This is a genomic window from Pseudomonas sp. GV047 (assembly GCF_003058245.1).
In the GTDB taxonomy this organism is placed as follows: domain Bacteria; phylum Pseudomonadota; class Gammaproteobacteria; order Pseudomonadales; family Pseudomonadaceae; genus Aquipseudomonas; species Aquipseudomonas marginalis.
The window spans coordinates 606,508-628,660 of record NZ_QCWA01000001.1 but is presented as its reverse complement, the minus strand read 5'-3'; the positions used below and the strand labels follow the sequence as shown (position 1 = coordinate 628,660).

General features: G+C 63.2%; 17 protein-coding genes and 1 pseudogene. 6 read left to right on the top strand and 12 right to left on the bottom strand.

The window, feature by feature from the left end; translation table 11 throughout:
- Positions 1-64: 64 nt before the first annotated feature.
- Genes C8K58_RS02905 through C8K58_RS02870 form a run of 8 tightly spaced genes read right to left on the bottom strand, consistent with a single transcriptional unit; the run spans position 65 to position 7,951 of the window.
- Positions 65-1,303 carry an MFS transporter gene (locus C8K58_RS02905; RefSeq protein WP_027608473.1) on the bottom strand — a complete coding sequence of 413 codons (1,239 nt, stop codon included), beginning with the start codon at positions 1,301-1,303 and terminating at the stop codon, positions 65-67.
- Between the two features lie 48 nt (positions 1,304-1,351).
- Positions 1,352-2,293: an NAD-dependent epimerase/dehydratase family protein gene (locus tag C8K58_RS02900; protein ID WP_027608474.1), complete on the bottom strand. Its 942-nt coding sequence runs from the start codon at positions 2,291-2,293 to the stop codon at positions 1,352-1,354.
- 1 nt (position 2,294) lies between these two features.
- A complete protein-coding gene (locus tag C8K58_RS02895) occupies positions 2,295-3,287 on the bottom strand; it encodes a fumarylacetoacetate hydrolase family protein (protein ID WP_108572952.1) in 993 nt (330 codons plus the stop codon).
- Positions 3,284-3,715 (bottom strand): VOC family protein, encoded by a 432-nt coding sequence (locus C8K58_RS02890; RefSeq protein ID WP_027608476.1) that lies wholly within the window; start codon positions 3,713-3,715, stop codon positions 3,284-3,286. The genes C8K58_RS02895 and C8K58_RS02890 overlap by 4 nt, the downstream gene beginning before the upstream one ends.
- An 11-nt stretch (positions 3,716-3,726) precedes the next feature.
- Positions 3,727-4,479, bottom strand: coding sequence for an SDR family NAD(P)-dependent oxidoreductase (locus C8K58_RS02885; RefSeq protein WP_092356973.1), 753 nt, complete (start codon positions 4,477-4,479; stop codon positions 3,727-3,729).
- Positions 4,479-5,762: a histidinol dehydrogenase gene (hisD, locus tag C8K58_RS02880; RefSeq protein WP_027608478.1), complete on the bottom strand. Its 1,284-nt coding sequence runs from the start codon at positions 5,760-5,762 to the stop codon at positions 4,479-4,481. The genes C8K58_RS02885 and hisD overlap by 1 nt, the downstream gene beginning before the upstream one ends.
- Before the next feature lie 29 nt (positions 5,763-5,791).
- Positions 5,792-6,808, bottom strand: a complete 1,017-nt coding sequence (locus C8K58_RS02875) for an SMP-30/gluconolactonase/LRE family protein (protein WP_027608479.1) — start codon at positions 6,806-6,808, stop codon at positions 5,792-5,794.
- 15 nt (positions 6,809-6,823) lie between these two features.
- Positions 6,824-7,951, bottom strand: a complete 1,128-nt coding sequence (locus tag C8K58_RS02870) for an FAD-dependent oxidoreductase (RefSeq protein WP_092356970.1) — start codon at positions 7,949-7,951, stop codon at positions 6,824-6,826.
- Positions 7,952-8,248: 297 nt separating this feature from the next.
- On the opposite strand from C8K58_RS02870, the gene C8K58_RS02865 reads away from it, so the two are divergent.
- A complete protein-coding gene (locus tag C8K58_RS02865; protein ID WP_027608481.1) occupies positions 8,249-9,175 on the top strand; it encodes a LysR family transcriptional regulator in 927 nt (308 codons plus the stop codon).
- Here the strand turns inward: C8K58_RS02865 and C8K58_RS02860 are convergent.
- The gene (locus C8K58_RS02860; RefSeq protein WP_027608482.1) at positions 9,163-9,603 is read right to left on the bottom strand and encodes a helix-turn-helix domain-containing protein; all 441 of its coding nucleotides are present in this window, start codon (positions 9,601-9,603) and stop codon (positions 9,163-9,165) included. The two genes, C8K58_RS02865 and C8K58_RS02860, sit on opposite strands and share 13 nt — an antisense overlap.
- Before the next feature lie 164 nt (positions 9,604-9,767).
- Between C8K58_RS02860 and C8K58_RS02855 the strand changes: the two genes are divergently transcribed.
- Positions 9,768-11,351: an NAD(P)/FAD-dependent oxidoreductase gene (locus tag C8K58_RS02855; protein ID WP_108572950.1), complete on the top strand. Its 1,584-nt coding sequence runs from the start codon at positions 9,768-9,770 to the stop codon at positions 11,349-11,351.
- Positions 11,352-11,353: 2 nt separating this feature from the next.
- Complete coding sequence (locus tag C8K58_RS02850; protein ID WP_027608484.1) at positions 11,354-11,578, top strand: hypothetical protein; 225 nt, start codon at positions 11,354-11,356, stop codon at positions 11,576-11,578.
- Positions 11,579-11,629: 51 nt separating this feature from the next.
- Here C8K58_RS02850 and nirD read toward each other — a convergent pair whose 3' ends face one another.
- Both nirD and nirB read right to left on the bottom strand, forming a co-directional pair.
- Positions 11,630-11,992, bottom strand: a complete 363-nt coding sequence (nirD, locus tag C8K58_RS02845; protein ID WP_108572948.1) for a nitrite reductase small subunit NirD — start codon at positions 11,990-11,992, stop codon at positions 11,630-11,632.
- A complete protein-coding gene (nirB, locus tag C8K58_RS02840; protein ID WP_108572946.1) occupies positions 11,992-14,535 on the bottom strand; it encodes a nitrite reductase large subunit NirB in 2,544 nt (847 codons plus the stop codon). The genes nirD and nirB overlap by 1 nt, the downstream gene beginning before the upstream one ends.
- Positions 14,536-15,210: 675 nt before the next feature.
- Between nirB and C8K58_RS02835 the strand changes: the two genes are divergently transcribed.
- The 3 genes and pseudogenes from C8K58_RS02835 (at position 15,211) to C8K58_RS32925 (ending at position 21,308) form a co-directional block, all read left to right on the top strand.
- Positions 15,211-19,218, top strand: a complete 4,008-nt coding sequence (locus tag C8K58_RS02835; RefSeq protein ID WP_108572944.1) for a bifunctional nitrate reductase/sulfite reductase flavoprotein subunit alpha — start codon at positions 15,211-15,213, stop codon at positions 19,216-19,218.
- Positions 19,219-19,355: 137 nt separating this feature from the next.
- Positions 19,356-20,453, top strand: a pseudogene (locus tag C8K58_RS32930) (cache domain-containing protein); the annotation flags it as partial.
- A gap of 87 nt (positions 20,454-20,540) precedes the next feature.
- Positions 20,541-21,308 (top strand): methyl-accepting chemotaxis protein, encoded by a 768-nt coding sequence (locus C8K58_RS32925; protein ID WP_370737674.1) that lies wholly within the window; start codon positions 20,541-20,543, stop codon positions 21,306-21,308.
- Here the strand turns inward: C8K58_RS32925 and C8K58_RS02825 are convergent.
- Positions 21,298-22,092 (bottom strand): alpha/beta fold hydrolase, encoded by a 795-nt coding sequence (locus tag C8K58_RS02825; protein ID WP_108572942.1) that lies wholly within the window; start codon positions 22,090-22,092, stop codon positions 21,298-21,300. The two genes, C8K58_RS32925 and C8K58_RS02825, sit on opposite strands and share 11 nt — an antisense overlap.
- Positions 22,093-22,153 lie beyond the last annotated feature (61 nt).

Genomic DNA, 22,153 nt, shown 5'->3' with positions numbered 1-22,153 from the left:
GTTTTTATGAGATAAGGGGGCCTGCTCCGGTACCAGGGCACCGGAGTGTTCGGTCATTCCAGGGTCAGGCGTCTTCGAGATTGACGCCGGTCAGGCGCAGGTTGCGTGCCGCCCGGCACTTCACCAGGCTGGCGCCGAGTGCCAGCAGTACCACCGGCAGGCAGAGCCAGCCGGCCCAGCCAATGGTGGTGGCCAGGCTTCCGCTGACCTTGCCAACGGCCACGACCAGGATCGGACTGAAAAACATGCCCAGGCAGTAGCTGCCGTACCACATGCCAGTGCCCAACCCGCGGCGCTGCCACGGCAGTTCACGCATGTTCCAGATGGCCAGGGTGGGCAACATCAGGCCGCAGCCCAGGCCGTTGATCAGTGCAACAACCATGATTGCCTGCCAGGTGTGCATCGCCGGAATCAACAGAAAGCTGGTAGCGATCAGGCCAAAGGCCAGGGCCAGGCAATGGGGGGTACGCAGGCCCAGGCGAGTCAGCAGGTGCACGCTAAGAGTACCCAGCACGATCATCACGCTGCACGCCGACGCGACGAGGCCAGCGGTCTGCGGCGACGGTTCGCCGATGTCCCCGAGCAGGTAGGCCATCTGGATCTGCAGGATCATGAACATGACCGCGCCGATGAAGGTCACCACACAAATCCCCAGCATCAGCAACGGCCGAAAGCTCACGTTGTTGCGCGCCTGCTCTTCGTCCGACGCCATGCTGGCTGCGCGCGGTTCCCACAGCATGACCTTGCTCAATAGCGCCAGTGCCAGGGGCACCGCGTAGACTACATAGGGCATGCGCCAGCCAAGTTCACCCAAGGCGCCGCCTACCATGAAGAACAGGATCGCCGACGACGACGCAAAGGTGGTTTGCAGCGCCAGGTACTTCTGGCGTTGCGCACCGCTGTAGTAGTCGCCGATCAGCATGGTGCTGATGGTCACCACCACCGCCTCCACGCAGCCCAGGGCGATACGACTGACGATGATTGCGTAGAGCGAGTCGAGAAACATCGGCATCAGGCCGAACACGCCGTAGCCGACAATCGACGCCACCAGCAATTGCTTGCGCCCATACCGATCGGCCAACACGCCCACCAGCGGGCTGAGCAACGCCACCAGCAAGCCGGGAATAGTCAGTGCCACCGGGATCAGGAACTCGACGTTAGGCACGTCGGAAAAATGCGCCTGCATCTGTGGCAGGCTCGGCGCTACCACGATGGCCGCCATCGGTGACAGACAGTTGATCAACAACAACAGGTACGTAGCGAGGGTCGCCTTTGACTGGGTGACGCGGGTAGGAGCGTTCATGGCCTCTCCGGATTGTTATTATTAAAGGGTGAAACGCACGCTTGGGTATTACAACTGCAGGGTTCGCTCGATCAGTTGCTCGATGCCTCCATCATGGCGCAAGCCCAGGGCTTCGGATGCCTCGGCATGCAAGGGCGGATAGCGGCCGAAATTCGCCTCCAGGTGTTCATCAGGCTGGTACTCCACCTGTGCACGGCGGTCTTCGCCGAAACGCCTGCACAGCCCGTCGACCAACTGCGCCATACTCAGGTGCAACACCGGCAGCGCGAACACTCGCCGCGCCACCAGTCGCTCGGGCGCCAGCGTAGCGGCGTGCAGCAGGTTATCGACACAGCGTGCCGCCGACATCCACCAGGCCTGCGCCTGCGGCGATACCGGGCACTCGAAACGCGTGCCCGCCGCCAGCGCCCAGAACACCTCGCTCATGAAGGCCGACAACAACCCGGAAGGTTGCGGCGGGCGGGCCACAATGCCCGGTAAGCGCAGGCTGATGCCATCGATCCAGCCACGGCGGCTGAAATCATCGATCAGCAACTCACCCATCAATTTCTGGGTGGCGTAACTCAATTGCGGGTGCAGGGGCGTATGGTCGTCTACCGCGGTCGGCAAGGGCGAGCCATACACCGCAATGGTGCTGGCGAACACTACCCGCGCCGGGTTGGGTTGATCCTTGAGCCCTTCCAGCAACGCCAACGTGGCGTCCAGGTTGACTCGACGGCCCAGGCTGTAGTCGCGCTCGGCGGCCCCACCGGGGATGCTCGCCAAATGGAAGGCGATATCGACCGGCGTTTCCAGGGCATCGGCCAGCAACCGCAGGTCGGCGATACTGCCGGCAAGGCAGCGCACGCGGGGGTCCGGCGGTATCTGAGGAAACGCCAGGTCCAGCAGGGTCAAACGTGTCCAGCCCGGCAGTGCATAGGGATCGGCCAGTAAGCGACGTACCAGGGTGGCGCCCACAAAACCATTGGCGCCGGTGATCAATACATGCATGTCAGTGCTCCTGCACGGGGGCTGGAACAAACCGGTGATCGATGGCGCCGAACAGGCTTTGCCCGTCCAGGCCAAAGATTTCAAAGCGCAAACGGTCGCCGAATTTCAGGAAAGGCGTGTTCGCCTCACCCTGCTCGATCACTTCTATTGCACGTCGCTCGGCCAGGCAGGCCGAGCCTTTGGCGGCGTAGTCACGGTTGGAGAAGGTGCCCGAGCCCAGCACCGTACCGGCGCGCAAGTTGCGGGTACGAGCCAGGTGCATTACCAGTTCCGGGAAGCTGAAGTCCATTTCATCGCCGTTGGGTTCGCCGAAACGCTGGCCGTTGCACTGCACATGCAGCGGCAGCTTGACGCGGCCGTCGTGCCAGGCTTCGCCCAGTTCATCCGGGGTGACCGCCACCGGCGCAAACACCGTACTGGGTTTGGCCCGCAGTGGACCGAAACCGATACTCACCTCCTTGAACAGATGCGCGCGCAGGCTCACGTCGTTGAGCAGCATCAGCAGCTTGATATGCCCCGCCGCTGCCGTTGGCTGAACGCCCATGGGCACATCATCAAGCACTACTGCCACCTCGCCCTCGAAATCGATCTGGTGGTCCTCGCCGGGCACCGGGTAATCGTCGCAGGCACCGAAGAAATCGTCCCCGGCGCCCTGGTAGATGATAGGCACGCCGGGATCTTTCTTGATGTCCAGATTGTACGCACGCTCCATCAGGCTGCCGTGGTTGAGGAACGACGAGGCATCGGCCCATTGGTAGGCACGGGGCAGCGGTGCCATGGCCGCGCGCGGGTCAAAATCGAACGCCTGGGGTGCCCGGCCTGCGTTAAGTGCGGCGGACAACTGCTGCAATGCCGGTTCGCAGCGGGGCCATTCTTCCAGCGCAGCCTGCAGGGTGCCGGCGATTCCACTGGCCAGCACCGCGCGGCCCAGGTCGCGACTGACAACCACCAAGCGCCCATCGCGGGTGTGATCCTTCAGGGTTGCAAGTTTCATCGGTGTGCTCCTGGCCCGGACCACAGGGCCGGGCATTCAATGAGTTCCAGCAGATTGCCGCTGTTGTCGCGCACAAAGCCCATGGGGCTGCCTTCGATGACCGTCTCAAAAACGATGTCGGCACCTTTGCCGCGCAACGCGTGGAAGGCAGTCGCGGCATCCTGCACGGCAAAGCACAAGTGCTTGTGGCCGTGGGTCTTGAGGTCCAGGTGCGGCTCGCGACGGTCACTCGGTAACGGGTGCGCTTGGTCCAGCTGGAACAGCTCGATGCGGTAGTCGCCGCAGCGGATAAAGGCGATATGCGCCGGGATCCGGTCAATGTAGGCGCGGCTTTCCAGCTCGAAACCGAGCATCCGCCGGTACCAGCCGATGGACGCCTCCAGGTCGGGGACGCTGATCCCGCCGTGGTGGGGTTTGATCGCAAACATGGCAGCCTTCCTCAGTTCAGTGCCCGACCGCCATCCACTGGGATGACCGCGCCGGTGGTAAATGTCAGGTGGCAGGCCAGGGCCAACACCGCCTGGGCGACCTCTTCGGGCAAGGCCAGGCGACCCAACGGGGTACGTGCGGCTTGCTCGTCACGCCAGCCCTGGGCCAGGCCCTGGACGAACTCCGTATCGGCCAACCCCGGCGCCACCGACACCACCCTTACCTGAGGCGCCAGGGCACGGGCCAGGGACCGGGTCAGGTTGTCCACCGCCGCCTTGCTCGCGCAGTAGGCAATATTGCTGCCCATCGCCGTACGCGCGGCAATCGAGCTGATGTTCACCACCAGCCCATCGCCGCCGGCCTTGAGCAGCGGTGCCAAGGCCCGGATACAGGCGATCGGACCGCGCACGTTGATGGCCAGGATATTGTCGATCAGCCCGTCATCCAGACCCTCAAGGTCGGCATGTTCGACAAACCGCGTCGTGCCGGCGCAATTGACCAGAATGTCGCAACGCCCAAAGTGCCTCTGTACCTGAGTGGCCAGTCGCTCGAGCATGGCGCTGTCGGTGACAGGTGCCGCCACGGCGAGGTGGCCACCGGCAACAGTCGGCAGGTCAGTCACCAGGGTATGGGCGGCATCGCTGGAGCGGTTGTACCCCGCCACTACGCTGGCACCCGCGCGGGCCAGGGCATGGCAGATCACCACCCCCAACCCGCCGGTGGCTCCGGTAACGACGGCGACCTTGCCTTCCAGGCGGCCCATCAGGAGGCCTTCTTCAGGCGACGCACACGGATATCCGCCTGTTCCTTGTGGCCGGAGAAATGCTCCAGTGCACACAACCGCGAGCAGACTTCACCGATGGCCACGCTGGCTTCGTCTGTGAGCACCCGCTGGTAGGTATGAGTCTTGATGAACTTGCCCACCCAGAGCCCGCCGGTGTAACGCCCGGCGCCCATGGTCGGCAGCGTGTGATTGGTGCCGATCACTTTGTCGCCGTAGGACACATTGGTGCGATGCCCCAGGAACAGGCCGCCATAGTGAGTCATGCGCGCCAGGAACCAGTCCGGGTCGCGGGTCATCACCTGCACGTGTTCAGAGCAGATGCGCTCGGATTCGGCGAGCATCTCTTCGTCGCTGTCACACAAGATGATCTCGCCATAGTCGCGCCAGGCCACACTGGCCACCGGAGCGGTGTCCAGGCGCGCGAGCACCTGCTCGATGGCCGCCGGCAATTCTTCGGCAATACGGCGGCTGGTGGTCACGCAAAACGCCGGTGAAGTCGGCCCATGTTCGGCCTGGCCCAGCAGGTCGACCGCCACCAGTTCGGCATCCACCGTGTCATCGCAGATGACCATGGTTTCCGTAGGCCCGGCGAACAGGTCAATACCAACGCGACCGTACAGTTGACGCTTGGCTTCGGCCACGTAGGCATTGCCCGGACCGACGATCATGTCGACCTTCTCGATGTGTTCGGTGCCCAGGGCCATGGCAGCGACACCTTGCACGCCACCCATCACATAGATTTCATCAGCCCCCGCCATGGCCATCGCGGCGATGATCTCCGGCGACGGCTGGCCATCGAATGGCGGTGCACAGGCGATCACGCGTTTCACACCGGCCACTTTGGCGGTAAGCACGCTCATGTGCGCCGAGGCCAGCAGCGGGTACTTGCCGCCAGGGATGTAACAGCCTACCGAACTCACCGGGATGTGCTTGTGCCCGAGCACCACGCCCGGCAGGGTTTCGACCTCCACGTCGCGCATCGACAGCAACTGGATTTGGGCGAAGCGACGGATCTGGGCCTGGGCGAAGGTGATGTCCTCAATGGCCTGGGGCGACAGGCTGTCTATGCACGCCTGGATCTGCTCCTGGCTCAGCCGCAGGCTCGGCGGGTTCCAGCCGTCGAACTGTTGCGAGTACTCCCGCACAGCCGCTTCACCGCGCTGATCGATCGCATGGATAATCTGTTCGACCGTGTCGCGCACCTGGGCGTTGAGTGCCGCCTTGTGCTCCGCCGGTTTGCCTTTTTTCAGATAACGAATCATGAGCCGGTTCCTGTCTTGTTATTCGGTATTCAGCGCCAGTGGATCAGCGGTTGGCCCGCCAGTGGCGCCCGGAAAAACGGAATGCGTGTGCCCTGCAGACTGCCCAGGTACACGGTTTTCAAATCGGGCCCGCCAAACGTCAGGCTGGCCATCCACGGTGCCAGTGTGCCGTGGGCAGCCTGCATGATCTGCGGGGTGAGGGTTTTGGCGCGGTAGTGCTGGTTCAGCAACGCTGTGGCGACCGGGTTACCGTCATCAAGCAGGTTGAGTACTTCGCCATCGGGGGTCAGGGCAATCAGCTTGTCGCTCATCACCAAGGTCACCCACAGGTTGCCGAAGCTGTCGAAGGCAAAACCGTCGGGAAAGCCCTCCAGCTCCGCCGGGCCAAACACTTCACGTTCCCCTAGCGAGCCGTCGGCCTGCTGGCGCAGGCGGGAGATTCGCCGCACATTGCTTTCCACCACGTACAACCATTCTTCGTTGTCGTCGAAGCGGATTTCGTTGGTGCCGCCAAACCCTTCGGCGACGATGCGAATGCCCTGGGCGTCGATCACGCCGATGTAGCCATCCAGCACGCCGGAATTGATCGAGTCGGTCCACGGTTGCATCGTGGTCGTCACCGTGAACCAGATACGCCCCTTGCGATCCCGTAGAGGGAAGTTGGTCTTGCCCAGGGGCTTGCCGTCGAGCTGGTCAAACAGCACCTGGACATGTCCCTGGCGGTCGAGCTTCTCGATACGGTCCAGGCCCCAGTTGCAGATGATGAAGTCGCCCTGCTCCGTCAGCGCCAGGCCATTGGGCAGCGACGCGCCCTGGGACTGCACATAGCGCGATTCGAAGGACGCCGCCTGCGCCTCCACCTGCGTGGGCGCCAACAAGGTCTGCTCGCCATTGGCGGTAATATGCATCACCCCGCCACGTGCGTCGGCGGACCACAGGCTACCGTCGGGCTGGGCGATGATGCATTCGGGGCGTTGCAGATCGTGGCCGACGAAACCGATAGCGTCGCGGTCGACCTGCCAGCCTTTGAGCGGATTACGTTGCATGAGCATGTCCTTGGGTCAGATAGGCTGGGCGACCACATCGATCATCTGTTTCATCAAACCGGCGAAGTTGGCATCCGGTGTCGGCCGCTGCTCCCACTCGCCGATCTGCACGGACCCTTGGTTGATGAATTTGCAACGCTCGTAGCGACGCTGCATGAAACCTTCGAGCACCTCGGCCAGACTCAGCTCGGCGCCACACAGTTCACCCAGCACCACGGCATCCTCCACCGCCTGCGCGGCGCCCTGGCCCATGTGCGGCGTGGTGGCGTGCGCGGCATCGCCAATCAACAACACGCGCCCGCGGTACCAGGGGGCCGGCATCAACAGGGCTTCGAGTGGGCGGTAGACCACTTGGGTGTTGTCGGTGATCTGGGCGCTCAGCTCCGGCACCAGGCCGCCGTAGCCTTCAAGACGTCGGCGGAACTCGGCGGCCAGCGTGTCCGGGTCGAAGAACGGGTTGCCGGGTTCTTCGAACACCGACAGGATGTACAGGCTGTCTTCGGTCAATGGCGTGTAGCCAGCCTTGCCGCCCGGCTTGCCCTCAAACATGTGCGACCAGAGCAGGTCCTTGGGCCGTGGCAGGTTGTAGCGCCACACGCCCTGCCCCGTGAATTGCGGCGTGTACTGCTCGCCGAATACCGTCGTACGCACTTTGGAGTACACACCGTCGGCCCCCACCACCAGGTCATAATCACCCCGACTGCCGTCGGTAAACCCCACGCTGACGCCGTGTTCATGTTGAGAAATATCACTGAAGGTCAGGCCCAGACGCAGGTTGGCGCCACTGGCGGCCACCGCATCAAGCAATACCTGATGCAACGCCGGACGGGTCAGTCCGAGGTTCGCGGGATACTGCTCGCCGGCCAGCCGTGCACCACTGAGTTCGGCTTTTACCTCCCCCTGCTGGTTGCAGATGCGCAGGCCCTTGTAAGGGAAACCCGCGGCCACGGCCGCGTCGGCAATACCCAGTTGCGCCATGGCGCGAATGCAGTTGGCCTGGACCACGATACCCACGTGATACACCTTGGCCTGGGGGCTGATTTCGACAATATCGACCACTACGCCGGACTTGCGCAGGGCGATGGCGGCACTGAGGCCGCCGATGCCACCGCCGATGATCAGCACATGCTTGATGGCGCTCATCAACGCACTCCTCTTGGATGCAGAGTGAAGTGGGCACACAGGCTTGGAAGCGTGAGGTGGGGCACAGGACTGTTCTCCATATTTATTGTTGTTATGGCCGGCCTCACAGGGGGCTGGCTGAACATGGGCCAACCTTACTCACCCCTCAGGTATGCCGGAAATTGTTTGTTCGGATAGGTCCCATCCATCAGATGGATAGCCCAACAGCCACCGCTATTTGCGTTTCAAATCCTTTGCCAGGCAGGTATAACAAGCCTGGATGCCCGTAAGCACAATCATAAAAAACGGAGTAACGCCATGCGCTTTCACGGTCTGGATTTGAACCTCCTCGTGGTGCTGGACATGCTGCTGGCGGAGCAGAACATCACCCGTACCGGTGAGCGCCTGCACCTCAGCCAGCCGGCCACCAGTGCGGCGTTGTCACGCCTGCGCGACTATTTCGAAGATGATTTACTGGTACAGGTCGGTCGCAGGATGGTCCGTACACCGATGGCCGAAACCCTGGCCCAGCCGATTCGTGATTTGCTGATCCAGATGCGCTCCACCTTGGAAAACCGCAGCCGATTCCAGCCGGACCTGGCACGCCGAAACTTCACGCTGATGGCGTCGGATTATGTGGGCATGGTGCTGCTGCCCGAGGTCAGTCGCAGGCTGAACACCCTGGCACCGTCATGCTCCATCGAACAGTTCCTGCCCACGGATGAGGCCGCCCTTGAGATCGAGCGTGGGCACGTGGACTTCCTGGTGCTGCCGGACAAGAACATCCTCAAGGAACACCCCTGTGTGGCGCTGTTCAGCGATGAATACGTGTGCGTGATGTGCAAGGACCATCCGGCGGCCAATGGGCCTTTGTCCATGGATGACTACAAGGCGCTGGGGCACGTGCTGGTGCGCTGGGGCGGCGAACATCGCGCCCCGATGGCTGATGAGTGGTTTGCGCGCAGTTTCGGGTTCACACGCCGGGTGGAAGTGACCACCAACACCTTCAACAGTGTGCCGCCGTTTCTGATCGGTACCCTGCGGGTCGCCACCATGCACCGTCGCCTGGCGGAGAGATGGGCACAATACTTGCCGCTGCGGATCGTGTCCGCCCCCTGGACCGCGCCGCCGCTGACCATGTCCATGCAGTGGAACAAATACCAGCAGCTCGACCCCGGGCTGGCCTGGTTGCGCAACCTGATCATCGAGACCGCCGCCTCGATGGATCCCGATCAGGCATCGTAGGCCTGGCGGGCGGCCTCGATGACCGGGGCCTGTTGTTCGAGCCACACCAGCAGCGCCTCAAACTGGGTGACCAATGAAACGCCCAATGGCTTGAGGCTGTATTCCACCTGCGGCGGAATGGTAGCGATCACACGACGTTCGAGCATGCCGTCACGTTCCAGCGCACGCAGCTTGAGGGTGAGAATGCGCTGCGACAAGCTACCCTCCGCCATATCGTTGACCTGCCGTTGCAGTTCGGTAAAACGCAGCGTACCGGTGTGCAGCACCAGCAACAGCAACGGGGTCCAGCGGTCGCCAAGCCGAGCCAGGGATTCACGCACAGGCCCATGGGGATCATTGCCGCCGCGCAGCACCCGCGCTTTCAGATCATCCAGCGCCTGGCGCTGAATCTTGTCGACCACATGCATCGAGCCTTCACCTTTGTGCATCCCTCTCTCCCTGCCAGCCCCTGGGGGGTACGTACATTCAGGTAACCGACCTACATTAAAGTGCCGTCTTCCGCCTGCCGGCCCGTTGCCCCAGTATTCGGCACAGCGGCGCCCTGCCCCCGGGCAGTACGCCGACAACAAAAACAACAGAAGCGGAAGATCCTATGAATCATTACGATATCGTCGCCATCGGCGGCGGGCACAATGGCCTCGTGGCCGCAGCCTATCTGGCCAAGGCCGGCAAAAAAGTCCTCGTGCTGGAACGCAAGGACTATGTGGGCGGTGGCGTGACAACGCGCCAGCTTAACACTCCAGGCTTCTGGCATGACGAGCACTCCAGCGTGCATATCATGATCCAGGGCAACCCCATGATCACCCGCGACGAGCTCGGTCTGTTCAGCCGGTTCGGCCTCAAGTACAACTACTCCGATGTGCCCCATGCGACCGTCTTCGAAGACGGCAGCGCACTGATTACCTACCGCGACCTGGACAAGGCCTGCGAATCCATCGCCAGCGTGTCGCCTCGCGACGCAGAGACCTATCGCAAGCTGGCGACCAAGGCCGCCGGGCTGCTGCCGATGTTCCTCTCCGGTTTCTATTCGCCCCCGCCGCCCATGGGGGCCATGGTCGCCATGCTTGACCAGAGCCAGGAAGGCCGCGAGATGTTCGACGCCATGCAGCGCAGTACCCTGGACATCGTCGACAACCTGTTTGAGCACGACAAGGTCAAGATCCACCTGTTGCGGGTGATCGCCGAAAACCTGCAAGCCCCGGACGAGTTGGGTACAGGTATGGGTGTGTATGTGTTCGTCGGCATCATGCACACCTACGGCGTGTCGCAACCGGTGGGTGGCAGTGGCAAGCTTTCAGAAGCCCTGGTGCGCTGCATCGAGCACCACGGCGGCGAGATCCGTTGTAACAGCGAAGTGCGCAAGGTGATCGTCGAAGGCGGGCGCGCCAACGGTGTGGAGCTGGCCGACGGTGAGCGAGTTCTGGCCCGAGACGCGGTGGTCGGCGCCTTGCACCCCCATGTCATCAAACGCTTCGTCGACGGGCTTGATCCTGGGGTGACCGCACGCGCCGAACGCGCCACGCTGGCCCCATTCAGCCTGTTCGTGAGCCACTACGACTTGCACCGGCAGGCCGAGTTTCATGCCGGCGCTGATGTCGGTCGCGCCACGATGCTGACCATGATGAGCTGCGACCGCCTGAGCGACATGCTCGACGACTTCGACGAGTTGCGCCGTGGGCGGGTGTCCAGGCGCAGGCTGGTGGCCGGTGGCGACGAGAGCATCAACGACCCGACCCGCGTGCCGCCAGGCAAGGGCATGTTCCACGGTATGACGTTCGCACCCTATGACCTCGCCGAAGGCGGTGCCGCGCGCTGGGACGAGTACAAGGAGGAATTCGGCGATCTGAGCCTCCAGGCGTACCGCAAGTTCGTCAAGAACCTTACGCCGGATAACATCATCGCCCGCAAGGTGTGCTCGCCGCTGGACCTGGAACGCAGTTCGCCCAACTCCATGGTCAAGGGCGATGTACACGGCGTCGCCCCCTACTTCTACCAGAGTTTCGCCCACCGCCCTACGCCCGACCTCGGCCGCTTGAGCGTACCCGGGCTGGACAACCTGTACCTGGTGGGTCCTTTCATGCACCCGGGCGGCGGCGTATTCGGCGCCGGCCGGGGCACCGCAATCAAAATATTCGATGACCTGGGCATCGATTTCGACCGTGTGACAAGGAACTGATCATGAAAATATTCGGCAGCGACAACAGCGAGCTGATGACCGTGAGCGCCATAGAGCGCAGCGGTGACGACCTGGTACTCAAGGGTAAGATCTTCGGCGCCATGCCCATGCTGGCCAGGGTGCGACCGGAAGAAGCACGTGCAGCCTTGCGCCTGCTTGATATCAAGACGGCTGTGTTCCTCTTGAGCCTGCTGTTCAGGCCGGCCAGCCGCAAAGCCGGCAAGTAGGCGCCAGGGTGCTGCAGGAGAGCGGCTTGGCCACTCACCTGCAGCGCTGCATCAGTCCACTCCCAACTCCACCACCCCACCGCTCAGCCGCACCGGCCATACCCGCAAACGCTGGTGCGGTGCCTCCAGGCACTGGCCGTCTTCCAAACGGTAATGCTGCTTGTAGATCGGCGCGGCCACCACCAGGTCGCCCTTGATGCTGCCGACCAGCCCGCGTCCGATCACATTCGCGCCGGATTCCGGGTCGTGGTTGTCGATGGCGTACAGTTTCTGGTCCCGGGCGCCGGGCAGGTAGAACAGCGCGACTTGGGCGCCGTCCAGCCACACTACGACGCCGGAATTACTCACCAGGTCGGTCTCGTTGCACACGCTTTTCCAGGTGGCAAGGTTGCGCTGCGTGTTGGACTGGCTCATCAGGCAAGCTCCTCGGTGACGGCAATCAGGTTGAGTTCGGCGGCCATGATCGGCCGACGCTGGCCGCGTTCCTGGACAAAGTGGATGTCCGGGTCGGGGCGTTTGTCGTTGACGAAGGTGCGGAAGCGCTTGAGTTTTTCCGGGTCCTTGAGGGCGTTGGCCCACTCGCATTCATAGCGGTCGACCACCAGTTGCATCTGCGCTTCGAGCTCGGCGCCCAGGCCCAGGCTGTCGTGCAGGATCACGTCCTTGAGGAAATCCAGGCCGCCTTCCAGGCTTTCGCGCCAGACCGAGGTGCGTTGCAATTTGTCGGCGGTGCGGATGTAGAACATCAGGAAGCGGTCGATGTACTGGATCAGCGTGGCGTCATCCAGGTCGGTGGCGAACAGTTCGGCGTGGCGTGGGCGCATGCCGCCGTTGCCGGCGATGTAGAGGTTCCAGCCCTTCTCGGTGGCGATCACGCCCACGTCCTTGCTCTGGGCTTCGGCGCATTCGCGGGTGCAGCCGGATACCGCGAACTTGAGCTTGTGCGGCGAACGCAGGCCCTTGTAGCGGTCCTCGATCAGCAGCGCCATTTTCACGCTGTCCTGCACACCGTAGCGGCACCAGGTGCTGCCCACGCAGGACTTCACCGTGCGCGTGGATTTGCCGTAGGCGTGGCCGGTTTCAAACCCGGCCGCGATCAGCTCGGCCCAGATGTCCGGCAGCTCGTGCAGTTGCGCGCCAAACAGGTCGATGCGCTGGCCGCCGGTGATCTTGGTGTAGAGGTCGTATTTCTTCGCCACTTCGCCAATCACGATCAGCTTGTCGGCAGAGATCTCGCCGCCCGGAATACGCGGCACCACCGAGTAGGTGCCGTTCTTCTGCATGTTGGCCATGAAGGTGTCGTTGGTGTCCTGCAACGGCACCAGGGACGCGTCCATGATCGGCTGGTTCCAGCACGAGGCCAGGATCGACCCCACCGCCGGTTTGCACACATCGCAGCCGGTGTGGCCACGGCCGTGTCTGGCCAGCAGTTCTTCGAAGGTGGTCACCCCTTCCACGCGCACCAGGGCATACAACTCCTGGCGGGTATAGGCAAAGTGTTCGCACAGGCTCTTGTCGACGCTGACGCCACGGGCAATCAGCTCGTGCTCGAACACCTGCTTGAGCAACCCGGCACACCCACCGCAACCGGTGCAGGCCTTGGTCTGCGACTTGAGCAGGCCAAGGTCGCTGCAACCGCCGTCGATGGCCGAGCAGATCGCGCCCTTGTTGACGTTATGGCACGAGCACACCGTGGCAGAGTCCGGCAAGGCGCCTGGGCCGAGGGTCGGTGCGCCGCTGGACGATGGCAGGATCAGGCTGGCCGGTTCGGCCGGCAGCGCGATGCTGTTCTGCATGTATTGCAGCAAGGTGTCGTAGTAGCTGTTGTCGCCGACCAGCACCGCGCCGATCACGTGTTTGCCGCTCGCATCCACCACCAGGCGCCGATAGCTGGAGGTCGCCTCGTCGATGAACTGGTAGCTGCGCGCACCCGGCGTATGGGCGTGGGCGTCGCCGATGGAGCCCACGTCCACGCCCAGCAACTTGAGCTTGGTGGACATGTCGGCGCCGACAAACGGCTCGGCGCTGTGCTCGCACAACAGCGCGGCGACGCCACGGGCCATTTGGTAACCCGGCGCAACCAGGCCGAACAGGCTGCCGTTCCAGGAAGCGCATTCGCCAATCGCATAGATGTTGGGGTCGCAGCTCAAGCACTCGTCGTTGATCACCACGCCGCCGCGCGGGCCAATGTCCAGGCCGGCCTGGCGAGCCAGGGCATCCTGGGCGCGGATCCCGGCGGAGAACACAATCAGGTCAGTCTCAAGGAACTCGTCATTGGCAAAGTTCATGCGATAGCGGTACTGCTCGCCGGCGCTGATCGACTGGGTGGCGCGGGACAGATGCACACCGACGCCCAGCCGCTCGATCTGGGCCTTGAGGGCCAGGCCGCCAAAATCATCCAGCTGTACCGGCATCAAGCGCGGCGCGAATTCCACCACATGGGCTTCCAGGCCCAGGCTTTTCAGGGCGTTGGCGGCTTCCAGGCCGAGCAGGCCACCGCCCACCACCACACCACGGCGGGCATTGGCGGCTGCGGCACGGATGGCGTCGAGGTCTTCGAGGGTGCGATACACCAGGCGCGAGTCGCCTTCGGCGCCCTCGATCGGCGGTACGAACGGATAGGAACCGGTGGCCAGCACCAGCTTGTCGTAGCCCACGCAACCCTGGGCGGTGATCACTTCACAGCGTTCGCGATCGATCTCCAGCACCGGTACACCCAGGTGCAGGGTGACACCCGGCGTCTGGTACAACGCGGCGTCCGACAACGCCAGGGACTCGGCATCGCGGCCGGTGAAGTACTCCGAAAGATGCACGCGGTCATAGGCACGCATCGGCTCTTCGCTGAACACGTGCAACCGGTAGTGATCCAGCGCGCCGCGTTCGATCAATTGCTCCACGCAATGGTGGCCGACCATGCCATTGCCGACGACGATCAGGGTTTTCATCTGTTTGTTCATAGCAAGCACCCGACAACGTTCATCACGGTTTAAAAAGCAAAAAAAAACGCCTGAAACCTTGCGGTTCCAGGCGCCTTTGCCTGTTCTTATGCGGGATCGGATCGGCGACTGCGCCGGATCTACCGCTTTATGCCCCTGTTGTCGATCGTCGTTGACCGAGGTGGGTTGAGGGGAAGCTTGCAGGGTCTGTGCCAATTGGTCGCGAGCCTTACTGCGACGCCTTCTGGCGGTACTCATCGAGACTGAATGCACACTTCAGCGCCTCCAACTGGTGCATCCCGCGACAAAAAAGTGCATTCCCGGATAAAAATCAAAGGGTCACAGAAGAGCGGGCTTGCTGTGGTGAGCGGGCTTGCCCCGCGCTGGGCTGCGCAGCAGCCCTAAACCCAGGCACCTCAGTCCTTACAGGAAGTAAGCAGCGGCAGTGATGGGGCGGCTTCGCCACCCAGCGCGGGGCAAGCCCGCTCACCACAGTAATCCCGCTCACCACAACAAGCTGGCTTGCCACAATTTGCCCGTGCTTAAGAAATTGGCGCGTGACTTGCTAGGAACACACACAGAGCAGTCAACGCTGATTGCCCATTCACGACAAAGGCGCCGTGCAATCCCCGTTTCCAACGGAGGGTTGCAGGGCGCTTTTTTGTTGGCGGGCAGAAAAAGTTTCGAGGGTGACGGATGGCAAACCAAAGCGTACGCAGTGTGTGTCCCTATTGTGGTGTGGGCTGCGGCATCATCATGCAGGTCGAGCACAATAAGGTGGTCAAGGTCATCGGTGATAAGGCCCACCCCACCAACTTCGGCCGCCTGTGCACCAAAGGCACCACCTGCGGGCAGGCCATCGCCGAGTCCGGGCGGATGGAAAACGCCTACCTGCGCGAGAAGCGTGACCACGACCCGGTGCGCATCGCCATGGACACCGCCATCAGCGAAACCGCCGGGCGCCTGCGCGGCATCCTCGACAGTCACGGGCCGGATGCCCTGTCCTTTTACGTCTCCGGGCAAATGTCCCTGGAGGCCCAGTACCTGATCAATAAGCTGGCCAAGGGCTTTGTGCGCACCAACAACGTCGAGTCCAACTCGCGCCTGTGCATGGCCAGCGCCGGCAGCGGCTACAAGCTGTCCCTGGGCTCCGACGGGCCGCCGGGCTCCTATGAAGACTTCGACCGCGCCGACCTGTTCTTCGTGATCGGCGCCAATATGGCCGACTGTCACCCGATCCTGTTCCTGCGCATGATGGACCGGATCAAGGCCGGGGCGAAGCTGATCGTGGTCGACCCACGGCGCAGCGCCACGGCGGACAAGGCCGGCCTGTACCTGCCGATCAAACCCGGCACCGACCTCGCCCTGCTCAATGGCCTGTTGCACCTGCTGGTCAAGAACGGCCACACCGACCCCGCGTTCATTGCCGCGTTCACCGAGGGCTGGGAGGCCATGCCCGGCTTTCTCGAGGACTACCCGCCGCACACGGTCGCCGAGATCACCGGCCTGGCGGAAGCGGATATCCGCCAGGCCGCCGACTGGATAGGCGCCGCCGCCGAGTGGATGAGCTGCTGGACCATGGGCCTCAACCAAAGCACCCACGGCACCTGGAACACCAACGCCCTGTGCAACCTGCACCTGGCCACCGGCGCCATCTGCCGCCCCGGCAGCGGGCCGTTTTCCCTCACCGGCCAACCCAATGCCATGGGCGGCCGTGAGATGGGCTACATGGGCCCGGGCCTGCCGGGGCAGCGCTCGGTGCTGGTGGAAGCCGACCGCGCATTTATCGAAGACCTCTGGCAGATCCCCCCAGGCAGCCTGCCGCGCCAGGTCGGCGGCGGCACCGTGGCGCTGTTCGAGCAGATGAGCGCCGGGCAGATCAAGGCCTGCTGGATCATCTGCACCAACCCGGTGGCCAGCGCGCCCAATCGCCGCAAGGTCATCGAAGGCCTGCAAGCCGCCGACCTGGTGATCACCCAGGACGCCTTCCTCGACACCGAGACCAACCGCTACGCCGACATCCTGCTGCCCGGCGCGCTGTGGGCCGAGGCCGAAGGGGTGATGATCAACTCCGAGCGCAACCTGACCCTGATGCAAAAAGCCGTCGAACCACCGGGCCAGACCTTGCCCGATTGGCAGATCATCGCCAGGGTCGCTTGCGAGATGGGCTTTGCCGAAGCCTTCACCTATGCCAGCGCCGCCGAGGTCTTCGACGAGATCAAGCGCGCCTGGAACCCCAAGACCGGCTATGACATTCGCGGCGCCAGCCATCAACGGCTGCGCGCGCAACCGCTGCAATGGCCCTGCGCTTCAGACGCCGGCGCGGACCGCAACCCGATCCGCTACCTGAATACAGGCACGCTCAGATTCGCCACCGAGAACGGCAAGGGCCAGTTCCTGGCGCGTCCGCATATGCCGCCGGCGGAGATGCCGGATGAGGCCTTCCCTTTCGTGCTCAACACCGGGCGTTTGCAGCACCAGTGGCACACCCTGACCAAGACCGGCAAGGTCGCCACCCTGAACAAACTCAACCCCGGCCCCTTCGTCGAACTGCACCCCGAAGACGCCGCCAGCCTGGGCATCCAGGACAAGGACCGCGTGGAGGTGCGCTCCTCCCGCGGGCGTGCCGTACTGCCTGCGGTGGTCACCGACCGCGTGCGGCCGGGCAACTGTTTTGCGCCTTTCCACTGGAACGATGTATTTGGCGAAAACCTGGCGATCAACGCGGTGACCAACGACGCGGTCGATCCGATTTCCCTGCAACCCGAGTTCAAGTTCTGTGCCGTCGCCCTGGCCCGGGTCGAGTTGATCGATCACCAGTTTCTCGATGGGCCGGTCTCGCAAGACTTGCCCCCCTTAGTAGAGGACCTCACCCTGTCGCGCCTCGACGCCTTCGCCGATATTGCCGGCCTCCGTAACGTGCCGGCGCCGACACTGAGCGACAGCGAGCGTACTTACCTGGCAGGTTTCCTCAGCGGTCTGCGCTCCGAGGCCGGGCGCCTGGCAGCGGGTGTGCCGGTGATGCCAACCCATGCGCCGCTGACCAAGGATTCCCGACTGTGGCTGGACGGTTTGCTCGGCGGATTGTTCAGCCGCGCAGACGTCAGCGCCATCGCCGCAACGCCCTCCCCGGCCGTCACCCTGTTATGGGCCTCCCAGACCGGCAACGCCGAAGCCCTCGCCGAGCGATTCGCCAAGCGCCTGCGCGACGCCGGTATCAGCGTCGAGCTCAGCGCGATGGCGGATTTCCCGGCCAGCAAACTGGCGAGCACACAAAACCTGGCGCTGATCAGCAGTACCTTCGGCGACGGCGACCCGCCGGACAATGGCGAAGGCTTCTGGCACAGCCTCAGCACCGCCGAGATGCGCCTGGAGTCGCTGCGCTTTGCGGTACTGGCCCTGGGCGATCCGAATTACGACCAGTTCTGCAAGCACGGCAAACGCCTTGACCAGCGCCTGCTGGAGCTGGGCGCGACCCGCCTGCTGGAGCGCGTGGATTGCGACACCGAATTCGAAGAGCGCGCCGATGCGTGGCTGGCCCAATTCCAACAGACCCTCCACCCGGCAAAGCCCGTAGCCCCGGTAACACCCGCCACACCGGCCGGCAAAACCAAGCTGCATGGCTCACGGCTGCTGCTCAACCGGCACCTGAACCCGCAGAGCACCCACAAGGAAACCCGCCAGTTCGCCCTGGACCTGACCGACTCCGGGCTGAGCTATGAAGCCGGTGATGCCTTGGGAGTGATGCCGCGCAACTGCCCGGAACTGGTCAACGAACTGCTCGACCTGACGCGCCTGGATGCCAGTGCCTGCGTGAACATCGACACCTTCGGCGATGTACCGCTGCACCAGGCATTGACCCAGCGTTTCGAAATCGCCCGCCCCAGCAGCGACACCCTCGCCTTTATCGCCGAGCGCAGTGCCAACCCAGGCCTTAAGCGCCTGCTGAGCCCCGAGCACAAGACCGAACTGCAGGCTTGGCTGTGGGGCCGGCAACTGGTGGATGTGCTGCACGAGTACCCCATCGATTGCTCGGCGGACGAACTGCTCGGCACCCTCAAGCGCCTGCAACCACGTTTGTATTCAATCGCCTCCAGCGCCAAGGCCTACCCACAGGAAGTGCACCTCACCGTGGCCGCCGTGCGTTATGGCAAGCGCAAGGGCGTGTCCTCGACCTTCCTCGCCGACCGCGCCGCAGACAGCGAGGTGCCGTTGTTCGTGCAGCCGTCCAAGCACTTCCGCACACCGGCCGACGGCGACGTACCGATGATCATGATCGGCCCCGGCACCGGTGTGGCGCCGTTCCGCGCGTTTTTGCAGGAACGTCGGGCCCAGGGGCACCAGGGCCGCAACTGGCTGTTCTTCGGCGAGCAGCACGCGGCCAGCGACTTCTATTACCAGGATGAACTGCAAGGCATGCAGCGCGACGGCCTGCTCACCCACCTGAGCCTGGCGTTCTCCCGCGACCAGGCGCAAAAGATCTACGTACAGGACCGCATCCACGAACAGGGTGCCGAGCTGTGGCGCTGGTTGCAGGACGGCGCCAGGCTGTATATCTGCGGGGATGCCAGCCATATGGCCAAGGATGTCGACCAGGCGCTGCGCCAGGTCGCGCAAACCCACGGCGGGCTTGGCGTTGAGGGCGCAGTGGAGTACTGGCGCCAGTTGAGCGAACAGAAGCGTTACCTGCGTGATGTCTACTGATTGGATACAGAACAATAAGCACTTTGTATTGTGTACAAAAAACCCTAAAGATTTACCGGCACCGGGCCGAAACAGCAGTGATAGCAAATCGCCGCGCTGTTTTTCCTGAGCGGACGATTTGACCACCCTCTGCGCTGATGGTCGTCTCGATGAAAATAAAAAATAAGCTGGTGCTGGCATTTGTCTCTGTGGCGTTTATTCCGGTAAGCCTGGTGGCCGTGATCTCCGTGATGAACACACGGACCCAGGCGGTGGATCAGTTCATCGATGGCAGCACCCGGGAAATCCGCCAGATCGACGGCAATATCCGCCAGTTCTTCGACGGCACACTGCAGAACGTCGATCAAATGGCCACCGATCCTGTATACACCGCCGTGGACTCTCTGAAGAATTACCAGCCTGCCGATGCAGCCAGCCAGCCGATGCCGGCGGCGGCGCAGGATGTGATCAAGCGCTTTGCACGCTTCGGCGCCACGCACCCGGCCGCCGCGATCCTGTCCATCGGCCTGGAAGACGGTACCTACGCCAAATGGCCGGATGACCCGCAGTTGGCCAAGTACGATCCACGCACGCGCCCCTGGTACAAGGCCGCGATGGCCAGCCCCGGCAAGACCGTGCGCACGCCGGCTTACTACTACGACAAAGACGACGTGGCGCTGGTGGGCACTGCCCGGGCGCTGCTGGATAACGCCGGCAAGGCCAAGGGCGTGTTCGTGGTCAGCGTGTCGCTGAAGAACCTCACCGAACTGGTCAAGAGCATCAAGCTCGGCGAAAGCGGCTACGTGATGCTGATCGAAGACGGCGTGGTGCTGGTCGACCCGCGCGACGCCGCCCACAGCTTCAAGCCGCTCAAGGACCTGGGCGCCGCCTATGCGCACCTGGCCGAGACGTCCCAGGGTTCTACCGAGGTGGAAATCGACGGCGTGCGCTACATGGCCAACGTGTGGACCTCTCCCGGCCTGGGCTGGCGCTATATCGGCCTGATCGAGCACCGCGAAGTGATGGCCGAAGCCACGCGCATGACCTACCTCACAGCGGTCATCGTCGGCGTGCTGGTGCTGATCTTCGGCGTGCTTGCGGCGGCGTTTTCCAAGGTGATCGTCAAGCCCATCGGCCAGGTCAGCAGCGGCTTGCAGTCGATTGCCGAGGGTGAAGGCGACCTGCGCCACGCACTGCAGGTGCAGGGCAAGGATGAAACCGCCGAACTGGCCGGCTGGTTCAACAAGTTCCTCGCCGCGATTCGCCAATTGATCCAGCACATCGGCGCGGCGTCGGCCAATTTGCACAACGCCTCCAAGGTCAACAGCGAAGTCGCACATAACATGAACGAAGCCGCCGGGCGCCAGCGCGAGGCGGTGGAACTGGTGTCCACCGCGTTCAACGAAATGGTCGCCACCGCCAACGAAGTCGCCCGCTCCTGCAGCAGTGCGGCAGAGTCGGCGGAGAACGGCCATCGCCGCGTGGCCGAGGGCAAGCAGCAGATCGAAGTCACCACCGATAACGTCAACCGCCTGGGCCGCCGCCTGACCGAGTCGTCCGACGCCATGGTCGAACTGGAAGCCGGCAGCCGCAGCATCAACCAGATCATCGGCACCATCCGTGCGATTGCCGAACAGACCAACCTGCTGGCCCTCAATGCCGCCATCGAGGCTGCCCGTGCCGGTGACCAGGGCCGTGGCTTTGCCGTGGTCGCCGACGAGGTGCGCGCGTTGGCCAAGCGCACCTCCGACTCCACCGGCGAGATCGAGCACCTGCTCGGCACCCTGGAAAACAAGACCCAGGAAGTCACGCAAAAAATGGGCAGTTGCCTGGACCTGTCACGGGCCAGTGTGTCGTCCATCGAAAGCGCGCGGGACAGCTTTGAAGGCATCCAGCTGTCGGTCAACGAAATCCGCGACCAGAACCTGCAAATCTCCGCCGCCGCGGAGGAACAACACAGCGTGGCCGAAGAGATCAACCGGCATATCCAGCAGATCTACGACGAGGCACGCCTGGTGGAAAGCCTGGCCAACTCGGCGCAGGACGACTCGGGGCGCCTGTCGAACCTGTCGGATGAGCTGAATGGCCTGGTGGGGCGCTTCAAGTCCTGATGAATGCCGCGATCTGTTGCCACATCGCCTGTGGGTTGGAATACATCGGGAAGTGCCCGCACGTCGCAATGGGCGCCAGGCGCACACCGTTAGCCTGGATGTGCGGCAGGTAGGACAGCCCGGCGTTCTGCGCGCCGTACATGAACAGCTTCGGGCATGGCAGGCCGAGGAACTTGTCCATCAGGTCGGCGTTATCGGAAAGCGTCACCATCGATTGGAAAATCCCGCGCACCGCGCCGGCGCGGACCTTGTGGCGCAAGCTCGCTGAATACAGGGCGCTGGCATACGCCGGCGCCTGGCGGGTGCGTTCGATCAAGGCGCTGAAGAACACCTCCGGGTCATCCGCCGGGTAGTCGACGATCTGGCGACTGAGAAAGCAGTCTTGCGCGGCGATATTGCCTTCGATATCGGTGAAACTCAGGACACGGCCAGGGAAACGGTGCGCCAGCAGCAAGGCCGTCAACCCGCCCATGGAGTGGCCGACCAGGTGGAAACGTTCGATCTGGAAGTGCTCCAGCACCTGCAAGGCGGTTTCGAGCAGGAACGGGATGCTGATTGCCCCCAGGTCGGCGCATTCACTTTCGCCACAGCCGGGCGCGTCATACGCAACAAAGGGATACCCGTCGAAAGCCGGGTGCAGGACGATATCGGCGTAGTCTTCCTTGGTGGAGCCAAAGCCGTGCAGGAACAGGATCGGCGCGTGCTCACCGGAGCGATGCAGGGCGGCGATATCCAGCGATACGCCATCTACCGTCAGCGGCAGACGGGTGTGAGTGAACGACATGGCGAGGGCTCCTTGAACACAAAGGCGGCCAATTTCAAGGGTTTCCCTGCGCGTGTAAATG